General features: G+C 71.7%; 15 protein-coding genes. 7 read left to right on the forward strand and 8 right to left on the reverse strand.

Annotated elements, in window-relative coordinates; genetic code table 11:
- Positions 1-18: 18 nt before the first annotated feature.
- Entirely contained in the window at positions 19-1617 is a 1599-nt protein-coding gene (locus tag ACIGAQ_RS16230; protein ID WP_311679429.1) for a Na+/H+ antiporter, read from the reverse strand.
- A gap of 62 nt (positions 1618-1679) precedes the next feature.
- Between ACIGAQ_RS16230 and ACIGAQ_RS16235 the strand changes: the two genes are divergently transcribed.
- From ACIGAQ_RS16235 to ACIGAQ_RS16245, 3 genes are all read left to right on the forward strand, one after another.
- Positions 1680-1940: a UBP-type zinc finger domain-containing protein gene (locus ACIGAQ_RS16235; RefSeq protein ID WP_311679430.1), complete on the forward strand. Its 261-nt coding sequence runs from the start codon at positions 1680-1682 to the stop codon at positions 1938-1940.
- 274 nt (positions 1941-2214) lie between these two features.
- Positions 2215-2628: a hypothetical protein gene (locus ACIGAQ_RS16240; RefSeq protein ID WP_003992877.1), complete on the forward strand. Its 414-nt coding sequence runs from the start codon at positions 2215-2217 to the stop codon at positions 2626-2628.
- Positions 2629-2645: 17 nt separating this feature from the next.
- Positions 2646-3782 (forward strand): RNA polymerase sigma factor SigF, encoded by a 1137-nt coding sequence (locus tag ACIGAQ_RS16245; RefSeq protein ID WP_399783267.1) that lies wholly within the window; start codon positions 2646-2648, stop codon positions 3780-3782.
- Positions 3783-3815: 33 nt separating this feature from the next.
- Here the strand turns inward: ACIGAQ_RS16245 and ACIGAQ_RS16250 are convergent, their stop codons facing one another.
- Complete coding sequence (locus tag ACIGAQ_RS16250) at positions 3816-4265, reverse strand: hypothetical protein (protein ID WP_399783270.1); 450 nt, start codon at positions 4263-4265, stop codon at positions 3816-3818.
- A 115-nt stretch (positions 4266-4380) separates the two neighbouring features.
- Here ACIGAQ_RS16250 and ACIGAQ_RS16255 point away from each other — a divergent pair, with 115 nt between their 5' ends.
- Positions 4381-5349, forward strand: coding sequence for a diacylglycerol kinase family protein (locus ACIGAQ_RS16255; protein ID WP_362278572.1), 969 nt, complete (start codon positions 4381-4383; stop codon positions 5347-5349).
- A 319-nt stretch (positions 5350-5668) separates the two neighbouring features.
- Positions 5669-5926 carry a WhiB family transcriptional regulator gene (locus tag ACIGAQ_RS16260; RefSeq protein WP_003992873.1) on the forward strand — a complete coding sequence of 86 codons (258 nt, stop codon included), beginning with the start codon at positions 5669-5671 and terminating at the stop codon, positions 5924-5926.
- Positions 5927-6180: 254 nt separating this feature from the next.
- Here ACIGAQ_RS16260 and ACIGAQ_RS16265 read toward each other — a convergent pair whose 3' ends face one another.
- Positions 6181-7647: a PAS domain-containing sensor histidine kinase gene (locus ACIGAQ_RS16265; protein ID WP_311680478.1), complete on the reverse strand. Its 1467-nt coding sequence runs from the start codon at positions 7645-7647 to the stop codon at positions 6181-6183.
- Between the two features lie 368 nt (positions 7648-8015).
- Positions 8016-8666, reverse strand: a complete 651-nt coding sequence (locus ACIGAQ_RS16270) for a TetR/AcrR family transcriptional regulator (protein WP_399783273.1) — start codon at positions 8664-8666, stop codon at positions 8016-8018.
- A gap of 96 nt (positions 8667-8762) precedes the next feature.
- Between ACIGAQ_RS16270 and ACIGAQ_RS16275 the strand changes: the two genes are divergently transcribed.
- Complete coding sequence (locus tag ACIGAQ_RS16275) at positions 8763-9515, forward strand: SDR family oxidoreductase (protein WP_362278570.1); 753 nt, start codon at positions 8763-8765, stop codon at positions 9513-9515.
- 187 nt (positions 9516-9702) lie between these two features.
- On the opposite strand, the gene ACIGAQ_RS16280 is transcribed toward ACIGAQ_RS16275, so the two are convergent.
- Positions 9703-10776: an SIS domain-containing protein gene (locus ACIGAQ_RS16280; RefSeq protein WP_399783277.1), complete on the reverse strand. Its 1074-nt coding sequence runs from the start codon at positions 10774-10776 to the stop codon at positions 9703-9705.
- A gap of 250 nt (positions 10777-11026) precedes the next feature.
- Here ACIGAQ_RS16280 and nagB point away from each other — a divergent pair, with 250 nt between their 5' ends.
- The gene (nagB, locus tag ACIGAQ_RS16285) at positions 11027-11812 is read left to right on the forward strand and encodes a glucosamine-6-phosphate deaminase (RefSeq protein ID WP_311679437.1); all 786 of its coding nucleotides are present in this window, start codon (positions 11027-11029) and stop codon (positions 11810-11812) included.
- Between the two features lie 9 nt (positions 11813-11821).
- Here the strand turns inward: nagB and ACIGAQ_RS16290 are convergent, their stop codons facing one another.
- The 3 genes from ACIGAQ_RS16290 to ACIGAQ_RS16300 are packed head-to-tail and all read right to left on the reverse strand — an operon-like array spanning position 11822 to position 14184.
- Positions 11822-12343, reverse strand: a complete 522-nt coding sequence (locus tag ACIGAQ_RS16290) for a hypothetical protein (RefSeq protein ID WP_311679438.1) — start codon at positions 12341-12343, stop codon at positions 11822-11824.
- A complete protein-coding gene (locus ACIGAQ_RS16295; protein WP_003992865.1) occupies positions 12340-12588 on the reverse strand; it encodes a helix-turn-helix transcriptional regulator in 249 nt (82 codons plus the stop codon). Before ACIGAQ_RS16295 ends, ACIGAQ_RS16290 begins: the two co-directional genes overlap by 4 nt.
- A 57-nt stretch (positions 12589-12645) precedes the next feature.
- Positions 12646-14184 (reverse strand): glycoside hydrolase family 3 protein, encoded by a 1539-nt coding sequence (locus ACIGAQ_RS16300; RefSeq protein ID WP_399783282.1) that lies wholly within the window; start codon positions 14182-14184, stop codon positions 12646-12648.

Genomic DNA, 14184 nt, shown 5'->3' on the forward strand with positions numbered 1-14184 from the left:
TCACGTCGCTTCCCGCCGCTACGTCGCCTCCCGGAAGGCCGCCGCCTCCTCCAGGTCCAGCCGGCGCAGCAACGTGCGCAGCATCTCGTCGTCGATGTACCGGCCGTCCCGGAGCCGGACGAACACCTCGCGCTCGGCGCTGATCATCTCCCGTGACAGCCGCCGGTAGGTGTCGTCGACCGATTCCCCGGTGACCGGGTTGGCCTGCCCCAGCCGCTCCCAGACGGCGTTGCGGCGGCGTTCCAGGACGGTGCGCAGCCGGTCGGCGAGTGGGCCGGGCAGGGCGTTGCGCTCGTCGGAGAGGAGTTCGTCCAGGCGCCGCTCGGCGGCCCGGGACGCCTGCGCCTGGGCGTTGGCCTCGGCGAGCGTCTCGGCCTGCGCGTCCCGCCCGGGGAACTTCAGCAGACGGATCAGCGGAGGCAGGGTCAGCCCCTGCACGACCAGGGTCCCGATGACGGTCGTGAAGGTCAGGAAGAGGATGAGGTTGCGCTGCGGGAACGGTTCCTCACCGCCGTGCAGGGTGAGCGGAATGGAGAAGGCGATCGCCAGGGAGACCACGCCCCGCATGCCGGCCCACGCGATGACGAACGGCCCCTTCCACGTCAGCTGCCCCTCGCGCTCCCTGATGCGCTCCGACATCAGCCGTGGCAGGAAGGTCGCCGGGTACACCCAGACGAACCGGGCCGCGACGACCACCAGGAAGACGGCGACGGCGTACCAGGCTGCCTCGACGCCCTCGTACTCGCCGAGGCCGCGGAGGACCACCGGCAACTGCAGCCCGATCAGCGCGAACACCGCGGACTCCAGCACGAAGGCGACCATCTTCCACACCGCCTCCTCCTGCAGGCGCGTGGCGAAGTCGACCTCCCACGCGCGGTGTCCCAGATAGAGCGCGACCACGACGACCGCGAGCACACCGGAGGCGTGCACCTGCTCGGCGACGGCGTACGCGACGAACGGGATCAGCAGGGACAGCGTGTTCTGCGGCAGCGCTTCCTTCACGTGCGTGCGCAGCCAGTGGATCGGCGCCATCAGCAGCAGTCCGACCACGACGCCGCCGATCGCGGCGAGCAGGAACTCGCCGATGCCCCCCGCCCAGGTCGCACCCTCCCCCACGGCGGCGGCCAGGGCCACCCGGTAGGCGGTGATCGCGGTGGCGTCGTTCAGCAGGGACTCGCCCTGGAGGATCGTGGTGATCCGCGACGGCAGCCCGACCCGGCGGGCCACCGCGGTCGCCGCGACCGCGTCCGGCGGCGCCACGACCGCGCCGAAGACCAGGGCCGCGGTCAGCGGCATGCCCGGCACGATCATGTACAGGGCCCAGCCGACCACGAAGGTCGCGAACAGCACGTACCCGACGGACAGCATCGCGACCGGCCGCAGCTGTGCCCGCAGGTCGAGGTAGGAGCTGTCGGTGGCGGCCGTGTGCAGCAGCGGGGGCAGGATGAGCGGCAGGACGATGTGCGGGTCGAGGGTGTAGTCGGGCACGCCGGGCAGATAGCTGACCGCCAGCCCGACCGCGACCAGCAGCAGCGGCGCGGGCACCGGGGTGCGCCGCGCGGCCGCGGCGATCGCGGCACTGCCCGCCACCAGCAACAGCAGTGGCATCACGTCCATCGTCCTCGCCCGCCCTCTTTTTCCGACGCGGTCTTCCGCTCGACCGTCGTAACCTGGCAATCATGAAACAGTGCACGCACGCCGACGCGCTGCCGCACCCCGAACCCGGCCCGCTCAGCGAGACGTGTCCGGAGTGCCTGGCGGAGGGCACGGATCCGGTGCAGCTGCGGCTGTGCCTCAGCTGCGGTCACGTCGGCTGCTGCGACTCCTCGCCGGGACGGCACGCGGCGCGGCACCACACGGAGTCCGGTCATCCCGTCATGCGGACGCACGAACCCGGGGAGACCTGGCGTTGGTGCTTCGTCGACCATGTCCTCGTGTGAGGCGGCACCACCCCGGCGCAGGACGGTCCGACCAGGACGGTTCGAGCGTCTGACGTCTGGGTACGTCAATCCGGCGCGCGCTCTTCCCATTTGGGCCCGCCCAACCCCTAGACACGGAGCGTGTCCACAGGTTTACTGTGAGTGACGGCAAGGGGTTGAGGTCCCGGGGACAGGATCGTCGAGAGCGCGATAGCGTCACCGCTGAACCACGTATCGCGTTACCCCGGGGGGCGACCCTCGGCCCTGAAACGCTTGTACCACCATGGAGGTGAGGGTGTCCCAGATCGCAGGCGAGCCCGCGACCCAGGACTTCGTGGAAGTCCGGCTGCCGGCCGCGGGTGCCTACCTGTCGGTGCTGCGTACGGCCACGGCCGGTCTCGCGGCCCGTTTGGACTTCACCCTCGACGAGATCGAGGACCTGCGCATCGCGGTGGACGAGGCCTGCGCGATTCTGCTCCAGCAGGCCGTGCCCGGCTCGGTGCTCAGTTGCGTCTTCCGCCTCGTCGACGACTCACTCGAGGTCACCGTCTCGGCGCCGACCACGGACGGGCATGCCCCCTCGCGGGACACCTTCGCCTGGACGGTGCTGTCCGCGCTCGCGGGCAAGGTCTCCTCCGCCGTGGACAAGGACAAAACCGTTTCGATCAGCCTCTACAAACAGCGCGGCGCGGGACCCGGGCCGGCGTGAGGAACGAGGACGGGCCGGTGCGGGACGAAGAGCGCGGCACACGAGAGCTGCCGGCCGAGGGCACGGGCGTGAGCGGTCCGGCCGGAGGCCGGCGCATGGCGGAGGGCATCGACGGCATCCCCGAGCAGGCCCGCCCGCATCCCGAGGACGACTCCGCGGGGGCCGTCCTCCCGGGCGGCGGGCGGCACGGCCAGGACGGTGCCGTGCGGAGCGCGCCTCCGGGCGGGGGGATCAGCACGTCCCCGGCCCAGGGGGTTCCCCCCACTCGCGCGAAGTCGGGAGGGGCGGAGGAGGCGAGGGCTCGGGGAAGGGCGACGGGCGGGACGATGAGCGAGCACGAGCGACACTCCGAGGACGAGGCGCCGAACGCACAGCGTGCGCACGGCGCGCAGCACGGCGCCCCGGACCGCAGCGGCGCCCGTGAGATGTTCCTCAAGCTGCGCACGCTGAGCAGCGGCAGCCCGGAGTACGCGGAGCTGCGCAACCAGCTGGTCCGCATGCACCTGCCGCTCGTCGAGCATCTCGCGCGCCGCTTCCGCAACCGCGGGGAGCCGCTGGACGACCTGACCCAGGTCGCCACGATCGGCCTGATCAAGTCGGTCGACCGTTTCGACCCGGACCGTGGTGTGGAGTTCTCCACGTACGCGACCCCGACGGTCGTGGGCGAGATCAAGCGGCACTTCCGCGACAAGGGCTGGGCGGTGCGGGTCCCGCGCCGGCTGCAGGAGCTGCGGCTGTCGCTGACCACGGCGACGGCCGAGCTGTCGCAGCTGCACGGCCGCTCCCCCACGGTCCACGAGCTAGCCGAGAAGCTGGCGATCTCCGAGGAGGAGGTCCTGGAGGGCCTGGAGTCCGCCAACGCGTACTCCACGCTGTCCCTGGACGTCCCCGACACCGACGACGAGTCCCCGGCGGTCGCGGACACCCTCGGCGCGGAGGACGAGGCGCTGGAGGGCGTGGAGTACCGGGAGTCGCTCAAGCCGCTGCTGGAGGACCTCCCGCCGCGCGAGAAGCGGATCCTGCTCCTGCGGTTCTTCGGGAACATGACCCAGTCGCAGATCGCGCAGGAGGTCGGCATCTCGCAGATGCACGTCTCCCGGCTGCTGGCGCGCACGCTGGCGCAGCTCCGGGAGAAGCTCCTCGTCGAGGAGTGACGGCTCCTTCGCCGTGCCGCCTGCGCCTGCCGCCTACTTCTGAGTACTGCCGGCGTTGCCGGGCCCGCGGATCCCGAGGGCCCGGGTCGTCTCGGGATTGATCAGCAGGACGAGCGAGGCGACGGCGACCACGGCGAGGGCGATCCCGCCGGGGATGGCCATGCTGTCGGCCTGCAGCAGGTTGTAGGCCACCGGCAGCGCCATGAGCTGGGTGATGACGGCCGGGCCGCGGCTCCAGCTGCGCAGGGCCAGCAGCCCACGTGCGGCGAGCAGCGGCAGCAGCGCGAGCGCGACCAGCGTGATGCCCCCGGTGACGGCCTGCTGCCGGTCGTCCGGGTGCCCCGTGACACCGAGGACGAGGATCCAGACCCCGCCGACGACCAGCGCGAGCCCCTCCAGGGCGGCCAGCAGCGCGGCGTACGTCAGGCGCCGCGGGCGGGGGCCGGTGATCTCCGGGGTGGTGGGGGTCTGCTCACTGCTCACCCCTGAAGGGTAGCCCTCGCGTCGTGCGCCCCCGTGCCGAGGTTCACCCCTGCTCTCTTACCCGATCCCTACCTCGGTCTGGGCCCGGTACCACCCAGTAGGTACGCTGCCAGTCATGCGTGCACTTCTTGTGGTCAATCCGGCGGCAACCACTACGAGCGCGCGCACACGCGACGTACTGATCCACGCGCTGGCCAGTGAGATGAAGCTGGAAGCGGTCACCACCGAGTACCGCGGCCACGCGCGCGACCTGGGCCGGCTGGCGGCGGACAGCGACGACATCGACCTGGTGGTCGCCCTCGGCGGCGACGGCACGGTGAACGAGGTGGTCAACGGCCTGCTGCACGCCGGCCCCGCCCCGGGGCACCTCCCCGGTCTCGCCGTGGTCCCCGGCGGCTCCACCAACGTCTTCGCCCGCGCCCTCGGCCTGCCGAACGACGCCGTGGAGGCCACCGGCGCCCTGCTGGACGCCCTGCGCGACGGCAGCGAGCGCACGGTCGGCCTGGGGCTGACCTCGGGGACGCCGGGCACCGAGGACGAGTCGGTGCCGGCCCGCTGGTTCACCTTCAACGCAGGCCTCGGCTTCGACGCCGGCGTGGTGGGCCGGGTGGAGCAGCACCGCGAGCGCGGCCGGAAATCCACACACGCTCTCTACGTCCGCCAGGTCGTGCGCCAGCTCTTCGGCGAGCCCAACCGCCGGCACGGCACGATCACCCTGGAGCGGGCCGACGCCGAACCGGTCACCGATCTCGTGCTGTCCATAGTCTCGAACACCTCCCCGTGGACGTTTCTGGGGAATCGCCCGATCTACGCGGCACCTAAGGCCTCGTTCGATACCGGCCTCGACATCTTCGCTCTCAGCCGCCTGTCGACCGCCGCTGTTGCCCGGTATGGCACCCAGTTGCTCACTTCGTCCCCGGAGCGGGGACCCCAGGGCAAGCACGCCACCTCTCTGCACGACTTGACGGAGTTCACCTTGCATTCGAAGGTGCCTCTCCCCCTCCAGATGGACGGTGACCACCTGGGGCTGCGCACCAGCGTGACGTTCACAGGCGTACGCCGTGCACTGCGTGTGATTGTGTGAGCAGAACTGGCTAAAGTCCTTTCACTCGAACGTTTAGGCCAGGATCCACCCCATGGAAGTACGGCTGTGACCTAGTCGACACCGAAGAATCAAAAAAAACTTTCCAGAAGGGGTTGTATCCGCCGCTGAGGTTTGCGAGTCTCTACGTGGCGATCGGGACGGCCCGCAACACCGGCCTCCACTGATCACCGGAACCCCTCTTCAACTCACAGGACCCACGCCAGGGAACCTGGCGGTCGGCCCTTCACTTGTTGAGGGATTCGTGAAAGCGTTCACATTCACAAGCACCTGCACGTAATACCAAGGAGAGGTAGCAGCCATGGACTGGCGTCACAACGCCGTTTGCCGCGAGGAAGACCCCGAGCTCTTCTTCCCCATCGGCAACACCGGTCCTGCGCTGCTGCAGATCGAGGAAGCCAAGGCCGTCTGCCGTCGCTGCCCGGTAATCGAGCAGTGTCTGCAGTGGGCGCTCGAGTCCGGCCAGGACTCCGGCGTCTGGGGTGGTCTCAGCGAGGACGAGCGCCGCGCCATGAAGCGCCGCGCCGCCCGCAACCGGGCCCGTCAGGCCTCCGCCTGACAACCCACCCCTGCTGACAGCCTGAGCTTGGCGGCGCGTGCAGCGAGCACGCATCTCCCGCCCCCGAGCCGCAGCGCGCAGTTCCCCCGATGCGCTTAGTTAAGCAGCAACGAGCTTTAGCCCCGGGCCACTTGGTGGCCCGGGGCTCATTGCTTTCCACCGGCACTTCCCACGGGTGCGGTCGGCGTTGCGGACCGAACCCCTCCCTCTGAGGTGGGCCCTGCCTCCGAGCTGGGCAGTCGCGACGGGCTCCGCTACTTCTGCGCGCGCACCGGGATGTCCAGGATCACGCGGGTGCCGCGCTCCGGAGCCGGGACCATGTCGAACGTGCCGCCCAACTCCCCCTCGACCAGGGTGCGGACGATCTGCAGTCCGAGGTTGCCGGCCGTGTGCGGATCGAAACCCTCCGGCAGTCCGACGCCGTCGTCCTGCACGGTGACGAGCAGCCGCGCCTCCTTCGTGGTGCCGCCGCGGACCGCCGACACCTCCACGGTGCCGGTGTCGCCTTCACGGAAGCCGTGCTCCAGCGCGTTCTGCAGGACTTCGGTCAGCACCATCGACAGCGGGGTGGCGACCTCCGCGTCCAGGATGCCGAAGCGTCCGGTGCGCCGGCCCGCGACCTTGCCCGGGGAGATCTCCGCGACCATCGCGAGGACCCGGTCGGCGATGTCGTCGAACTCGACCCGCTCGTCCAGGTTCTGGGAGAGGGTCTCGTGCACGATCGCAATCGACCCGACCCGCCGCACCGCCTCCTCCAGGGCCTCACGTCCGCGGTCGGACTCGATGCGCCGGGCCTGGAGCCGGAGCAGGGCCGCCACCGTCTGGAGGTTGTTCTTGACCCGGTGGTGGATCTCCCGGATCGTCGCGTCCTTCGTGATCAACTCACGCTCGCGGCGACGGAGTTCGGTGACGTCCCGGAGCAGGACGAGCGAACCGATGCGGGTGCCCTTGGGCTTGAGGGGGATCGCGCGGAACTGGATGACCCCGTCATGGGCCTCGATCTCGAACTCACGCGGCGCCCAGCCGCTGGCGACCTTGGCCAGGGCCTCGTCCACCGGGCCCCGGGTCGGGGCGAGTTCGGCCGTGGTCCGCCCGAGGTGCTGGCCGACGAGGTCGGAGGCGAGGCCGAGCCGGTGGTAGGCGGACAGCGCGTTCGGCGAGGCGTACTGGACGAGGCCGTCGGCGTCGAGCCGGATGAGGCCGTCACCGACGCGGGGCGAGGCGTCCATGTCGAGCTGCTGGTTCGCGAACGGGAAGGACCCGGCCGCGATCATCTGCGCCAGGTCGGAGGCGCTCTGCAGGTAGGTGAGCTCCAGTCGGCTGGGGGTGCGCACCGTGAGGAGGTTGGTGTTGCGGGCGATGACCCCGAGGACCCGGCCCTCCCGCCGTACGGGGATCGACTCGACCCGGACGGGCACCTCCTCGCGCCACTCGGGGTCGCCCTCGCGCACGATGCGGCCCTCGTCGAGGGCGGCGTCCAGCATGGGGCGGCGCCCCCGCGGGACGAGGTGGCCCACCATGTCGTCCTGGTACGAGGTCGGGCCGGTGTTGGGCCGCATCTGGGCGACCGAGACGTACCGGGTGCCGTCGCTGGTGGGGACCCAGAGGACCAGGTCGGCGAAGGAGAGGTCGGAGAGCAACTGCCACTCCGAGACCAGCAGGTGCAGCCACTCGAGGTCGGTGTCGTCGAGGGCGGTGTGCTGGCGTACGAGTTCGTTCATGGAGGGCACGGGGCGAGCGTACCCGGGCGTTTGTACGGCTCCGAAATACCCGGAGCCCGGAAACACCCGCGGGCCGCGGCGCCTGAGAGGGACCCTCAACCCTCCCGGCACCGCAGCCCGGAGCAGTATCGGCCGTGGGGTGTGCGGTCCCGGTCGGCCGAAGGATGAGGAGCCGGGGCAGTCAGGGCAGAGAGCCTCGGTTCCTCGGTCCGTCTTCCTGTGCGGGGAAGACGGAGGTCTGGTGCGCGTGGTGCACGCGCTCTCTTCACGCATTGTGGACTAGACCACTCGGGGTGTCCATGCGTGGGAGGCTGTTCGTTGTTGTTAATTCCGCGACTCGTCGGACGCGCGGGCGTCCATCACGCAGCCTAACCCGTGTGGGTTCCTGTGCGGGGCCAGATGGACATGGCAATTTCGGCGACGGCCTCCAGTTCCTCCCGGCTCGCCCCGTCGCGCGCCTGTTGTGACATGCCCTGGATCATCGCGCCGGTGTGCCGGGCCAGCGCGGCGGCGTCGGTGTCCGCGGGCAGCAGGCCGGCGTCGACGTCGGCCTGGATCCGCTGCTCGAAGGCGGCGATGTTCGCGTTGCGGCGGTCCCGCAACGACTGTTCGACCTCGGGGGTGGAGCAGTTCGCGGCGGCGTGCACGACGAGGCAGCCGTGCGGGTGGCCCGGCTCCGTGTACGCGGTGGCGGCCTCGCGCAGCGTGCGGGCGACGGCGGCCCGGGCGGTGGGCTCCTCGGCCAGGGCGCGGTCGGTGAACGAGCCGTAGCGCGTGCCGTACACACGCACGACCTCGTCGAAGAGGGACCGCTTGTCCCCGAAGGCCGCGTAGAGGCTGGGGGCGCCGATGTCCATGACGCGGGTCAGGTCGGAGACGGACGTGGCCTCGTAGCCGTGTTCCCAGAAGGCCAGGAGCGCCTTCTCCAGGGCCGTCTCGCGATCGAAGGAGCGAGGGCGCCCGCGGGGCCTGGGTGCAGCCTTGGCCCGGGTCTTCGCGGTTCCGTCGTCGTTCACCATGGGGTGCATTTTATAGCGGGCACTAGAGAAATGTCGGCGGACTGCGGTACGGTCATTTCTGTAGCGACCGCTAGAGAAATGGGGAGGGGCGCCGTCATGGGCGTACTCACGGGCAGGACGGCACTGGTCACGGGGGCGAGCAGGGGCATCGGCCGCGGGATCGCGGAGCGACTGGGGCGGGACGGTGCCCGGGTCGGGGTGCACTACGGGAGGAACGAGGCCGCGGCGAAGGAGACGGTCGCCGCGATCGAGGCAGCGGGCGGCTCGGCCTTCGCGGTCGGTGTCGAACTGGGCGTGGCCGGCGACGCCGAGGCGCTGTGGGAGGAGTTCGACCGGCACGCGGACGGGCTCGACATCCTGGTGAACAACGCGGCCATCGGTTCCACGCGCCCGATCGCGCAGCTGTCGGAGCGGGAGTTCGACGAGGCCTTCGCGGTGAACGTGAAGGCGCCGTTCTTCATCCTCAAGCACGGCATGACGCGTCTGCGCGACGGCGGCCGGGTCGTCAACATCTCGTCCGGGCTGGCCCGCACGGCGGTGATGCCGGACAACGTGGCGTACGCGATGACGAAGGGCGCGCTGGACGTGCTCTCCCGCGACCTGTCCAAGGTGCTGGGGGCACGGGGCGTCACGGTGAACTCGGTGGCGCCGGGCATCATCGACACGGACAACACGGCCGAGCTGCTGCACGGCAGCGACGACGGCTGGGCGAAGGCCGCGGCGATATCGGCGCTGGGCGGGGTGGGCCGGCCCGCCGAGGTCGCCGACGTGGTGGCGTTCCTGGTCTCGGACGGAGGCCGGTGGGTCACTGGGAGCTGGGTGGATGTGACCGGGGGGTCGCTGACCTAGCCCGGCCGCGCCCGCCTCGCGGTACTCGGTCCCCCGAGGGCGCACCCGGAGTCACCCCCCAAGGCTTCGGAGTTACCCCCCACGCTCCCCCGAAGGCATGGCTCGGCATCACCCCCAAGACCCAGGCCGCCCCGAACGCGGAGGCGTATCCCCCGCCCCCCGCCGCCGACTCGGCCCGCCCCCTCCCTCACCGCGTCTCCGTCACCTTGGCCAGTGCGCGCGGCGCGTCCGGGTCCTGGCCGCGGGCGATGGTGACCTCGTAGGCCAGGAACTGCAGGGGGATGATCTCCAGGACCGGCTGGACCTCCTCGGCGACGCCCTGGGTGGGCAGGACGAAGCCGGCCGAGGCCTGCTCGACCTGGTGCGGGGGGCCGACGACGACGAGGTCGGCGCCGCGGCCGCGCAGCCGGTCCAGTACGGGCTGGAGCGCTTCGCCGCCCTTGCCGTCGGTGACCACGGCGATGACCGGGGAGACGTTGTCGACCATGGCGAGCGGTCCGTGCAGCAGGTCGGCGCCGGAGTAGGAGAGGGCGGGGATGTAGCTGGTCTCCATCAGCTTGAGGGCGGCCTCCTTGGCCGTGGGATAGCCGTAGCCGCGCGAGGTGAGCACCATGCGCTCGGCGAAGCGGTACCGGGCGGCGAGGGTGCGCACCTCGTCCTGCCGGGCGAGCAGCCCCGCGGCGAGCTCCGGCAGGACGTGGGCGGCCGCCCCGTCGCCGCCGCGCAGTCCTTCGACGAAGAGGTACAGGGCGAGAAGGGAGGCGGTGTAGGTCTTGGTCGCCGGGAGGGCCTTCTCCGGTCCGGCCAGGATGTCGATGTGGTACTCGGACACGCCGGCGAGCGGTGAGCCGGGGTTGTTGGTGACGGCCAGCGTGATCGCGCCGGCCTCGCGGGCGGCGCGGGTGGAGGCGACCAGGTCGGGGGAGCCGCCCGACTGGCTGACGGTGACGACGAGGACGTCGGTGAGGTCGGGGCGGGCGCCGTAGGCCGTGGTGGTGGACATCGAGGTGAGTCCGCAGGGCAGGCCGAGCCGGATCTCCAGGAGGTACTTGGCGTACAGGGCGGCGTTGTCGGAGGTGCCGCGGGCGGTGAGCAGGACGAAGCGGGGCGCTCGGGCGGCGATCCGCCGGGCCACGTCCTGGATCGCGGGGGCGCCCTCGGTCAGGATCCGGCGCAGGACGGCGGGCTGCTCCGCCATCTCCCGGGCCATGGTCCGGCCGGGGAGTTCGCTGGAGGGGCCCGGTGTGGCGGCGGCGGTCATGGCGGTTCCTCCCGGGGCGTCGGCGCGTGCAGCTCCCATTCCACTCCCCCGGGCCGCGGAACGACCACGCGGGACCCGTGCTGTTCACCTGCCGGAGACCAGGCCGGCACGGCACTGTCGCCTGCCCGGGAGCGGCGCCCCGCACCCTGGGAGGGACGCCCCCGCTCTGTTAGATTGGTCTAAACCACACGACCCCCTCCCGGGTCCTCCAGTCCCAGTCGAGCATCCTCCTCAGATCGGCAGGCCCAGCGTGGAAGTTGTCATCGTTCCGGACGCCAAGGCGGGTGGCGAGCTCATCGCCGAGGCCATGGCGCAGCTGCTCCGGCGCAAGCCCGACGCCCTGCTCGGCGTGGCCACGGGCTCGACGCCGCTGCCGGTGTACGAGGCGCTGGCGGCCAAGGTGCGTTCCGGTGCCGTGGACGCGGCGCGGGCACGGATCGCCCAGCTCGACGAGTACGTGGGGCTGCCCGCCGACCATCCGGAGTCGTACCGGTCGGTGCTGCGGCGTGAGGTGCTGGAGCCGCTCGGGATCGGGATGGACCAGTTCACGGGCCCGGACGGCACGGCGCAGGACGTGCAGGGGGCGTGCGAGGCGTACGACAGGGCTCTCGCGGAGGCCGGCGGGGTGGACCTCCAGCTGCTCGGGATCGGGACCGACGGGCACATAGGCTTCAACGAGCCGTGCTCGTCGCTGGCCTCGCGGACGCGGATCAAGACGCTGACCGAGCAGACCCGGATCGACAACGCCCGGTTCTTCGACGGCGACATCGACCAGGTGCCGCACCACGTGATCACTCAGGGCATCGGCACCATCCTGGAGGCCCGGCACCTGGTGCTGCTCGCCACGGGCGAGGGCAAGGCGGACGCGGTGGCGGCGACGGTGGAGGGGCCGGTCGCGGCGGTGTGCCCGGCGTCCGCGCTCCAGCTCCACCCGCACGCGACCGTCGTGGTCGACGAGGCCGCCGCGTCGAAGCTGAAGCTGGCGGACTACTTCCGGCACACGTACGCCAACAAGCCCGACTGGCAGGGCATCTAGGGCCGGTCGTCAGAGGTCGTCGTCGGCCGGTTCGTCCTCGGCCAGCCAGCCGGCCACCCACAGGGGCATCACCCAGTGGGTGACGAGGACGGCGATGAGCAGCGGCGCCGCGTAGGCCTTCGGGGCGTCGCCGGCGACGCCGCCCGTGATCAGCAGGATGACCGCGGCGGCGGCCAGCAGCAGGGTCGTCACGCGGTGGGCCCGGGCCAGGACGCGGCTGCGTTCGGCGGACTGCCGCTCGTCCAGGACGTGGGCGCGCAGCTCCAGCAGACCCCGGGTGGCGCCGTTGATCACGCCGGTCGCGACCATCCAGGGGAGCAGCAGCACCGCCATCGCGACGACGGTCCACAGTGGTTCGCCCTCGGCGAGGAACAGGTGGGTCATCAGGCCGCCGATGGCCAGCGTGAGCGTGACATGGGTGGCGACGGCCAGCCGGCGACGGGCCGCCGTGGCGTACCAGGCCGCTCCGCGGCGGTCGTTCATCAGCCGCAGCATGGTCCGGTCGTAGCGGGTCAGGCGTGTCGTCGTCATGGCTGGTTCCTCCCGTAGACCTCGTCCGTGAGCGGCCGGAACGGTTCGAGGGAGAACAGCGCCTCGACCGGCAGCCCGAAGAACTTCGAGATCTTCAGTGCCAGGTCGAGGCTCGGGTTGTACTGCCCCCGCTCGATGTAGCCGATGGTCTGGTAGTGGGCCCCCACTGCCTCGGCCAGGCTCTGGCGCGACACCTTCCGTTCGGCACGCACCATCGCCAACCTGTTGTGCACCTGCTCGCTCATGTATAAGAAGTACTACATTTGCTTGCAGGCTTACAACCACGTTCATCAAGGAAGGGCTCAGCGGCCCACGGCTCCGGCGATCACCTCGGCCGCCGCACGGCCGCAGACGCGGGCCGCGCCGTGGGTGGCGATGTGCAGGGCGCCGCGCGGGGCGGCCTGCGGGACGCCCATCTCGACGACGATCGTGTCGGGGCGGGCGGCCAGCAGGGTGTCGAGGGCGGAGGCCATCCAGGGATGGCGGTGCTCGTCGCGGACCACGGCGACGATGCGGCGCGCGCCGGCCGCCTGCAGGGCCGCCCGGCCGGCGTCCCGCCCGGCCTCGCTCTGCGTGCCGTCGCCGGCGGAGAAGCTGCCGGTCACCGTGCCGGGCAGGAGGTGGATCAGTTCGGCGGCGACGCCCCAGGGGGTCTCGTCGCCGACGGCGATGTTGGCGACGGGGGTGAGGGCGGCGACGTAGGGGGGCTCGGTGAGGGGCTCGAAAGCCTGGGGGCTGCCGAGGCCCGGGGCGGGGGTCACCGTCAGGGCGCGACGGGCCGCGCGCAGGCCGACCTCGCTGCCGTGGGCCTCCTCGGCCGACGGGCCGGCGGTGCCGGTCCAGCGGGCCAGGGACCGGACGCGGTCGGCGGCCTCGGCGAGGCGTGCCTCGGGCAGTTCACCGGTGCGGACGGCTCCGACCAGGGCGTCCCGCAGGCGGAGCACGGTCGCGTCGTCGGCCAGGCCGCCGCCGACGCAGATCGCGTCGGCGCCCGCGGCGATGGCGAGGACGCTGCCGCGTTCGATGCCGTAGGTGCCGGCGATGGCGCGCATCTCCATGCCGTCGGTGACGATCAGGCCGTCGTAGCCGAGTTCGCCGCGCAGCAGGCCGGTCAGGATGCGGCGGGAGAGGGTGGCCGGGTGGTCGGGGTCGAGCGCCGGGACCAGGATGTGGGCGCTCATGACGGCCCGGCTGCCGGCGGCGATGGCGGCGCGGAAGGGCGCCAGTTCGCGTTCGGCCAGCACCTCGGCGGAGACGTCGATGCGCGGCAGGGCGTGGTGGGAGTCGACGGCGGTGTCGCCGTGGCCGGGGAAGTGCTTGGTGCAGGCGGCGACGCCGGCGGACTGCAGGCCGGTGACGTAGGCGGCGGTGTGCCGGGCGGCCAGTGCGGTGTCGGCACCGAAGGAGCGGACGCCGATGACCGGGTTGCGGGGGTCGGAGTTGACGTCGGCGGAGGGGGCCCAGTTGAGGTTGACGCCGCAGGCGGCGAGGCGGCGGCCCAGTTCGTGGGCGACCTGCCGGGTCAGCTCGACGTCGTCGACCGCGCCGAGGGCGTGGTTGCCCGGGAAGGAGGAGCCGCTGCGCACCTCCAGCCGGGTGACGTCGCCGCCCTCCTCGTCGATCGCGACGAGGACGTCGTCGCGCTCGGCCCGCAGCTGGGCGGTGAGGGCGGCCAGTTGGTCCGGTGAGGCGATGTTGCGGCCGAAGAGCCCGACGGAGGCGAGCCCCTCACCGAGCCGGCGCAGCAGCCAGTCGGGGGCGGTGGTGCCGGTGAAGCCGGGCTGCAGGACGGTCAGGGCGTCGCGCGTGAGCGTGTCGGTGCCGCTGGCGAGTGTCGTCAT

Origin of the sequence: Streptomyces sp. NPDC085932 (assembly GCF_044540525.1) — a bacterium.
GTDB classification, from domain to species: domain Bacteria; phylum Actinomycetota; class Actinomycetes; order Streptomycetales; family Streptomycetaceae; genus Streptomyces; species Streptomyces levis.

Bases quoted from the DNA above. Each gene is read 5' to 3' on its own strand.
- ACIGAQ_RS16230 (WP_311679429.1), bottom strand. From the start codon at position 1,617: ATGGACGTGATGCCACTGCTGTTGCTGGTGGCGGGCAGTGCCGCGATC.
- ACIGAQ_RS16235 (WP_311679430.1), top strand. From the start codon at position 1,680: ATGAAACAGTGCACGCACGCCGACGCGCTGCCGCACCCCGAACCCGGC.
- ACIGAQ_RS16255 (WP_362278572.1), top strand. From the start codon at position 4,381: ATGCGTGCACTTCTTGTGGTCAATCCGGCGGCAACCACTACGAGCGCG.
- ACIGAQ_RS16260 (WP_003992873.1), top strand. From the start codon at position 5,669: ATGGACTGGCGTCACAACGCCGTTTGCCGCGAGGAAGACCCCGAGCTC.
- ACIGAQ_RS16265 (WP_311680478.1), bottom strand. From the start codon at position 7,647: ATGAACGAACTCGTACGCCAGCACACCGCCCTCGACGACACCGACCTC.
- ACIGAQ_RS16270 (WP_399783273.1), bottom strand. From the start codon at position 8,666: ATGGTGAACGACGACGGAACCGCGAAGACCCGGGCCAAGGCTGCACCC.
- ACIGAQ_RS16275 (WP_362278570.1), top strand. From the start codon at position 8,763: ATGGGCGTACTCACGGGCAGGACGGCACTGGTCACGGGGGCGAGCAGG.
- ACIGAQ_RS16280 (WP_399783277.1), bottom strand. From the start codon at position 10,776: ATGACCGCCGCCGCCACACCGGGCCCCTCCAGCGAACTCCCCGGCCGG.
- ACIGAQ_RS16290 (WP_311679438.1), bottom strand. From the start codon at position 12,343: ATGACGACGACACGCCTGACCCGCTACGACCGGACCATGCTGCGGCTG.
- ACIGAQ_RS16295 (WP_003992865.1), bottom strand. From the start codon at position 12,588: ATGAGCGAGCAGGTGCACAACAGGTTGGCGATGGTGCGTGCCGAACGG.
- ACIGAQ_RS16300 (WP_399783282.1), bottom strand. From the start codon at position 14,184: ATGACGACACTCGCCAGCGGCACCGACACGCTCACGCGCGACGCCCTG.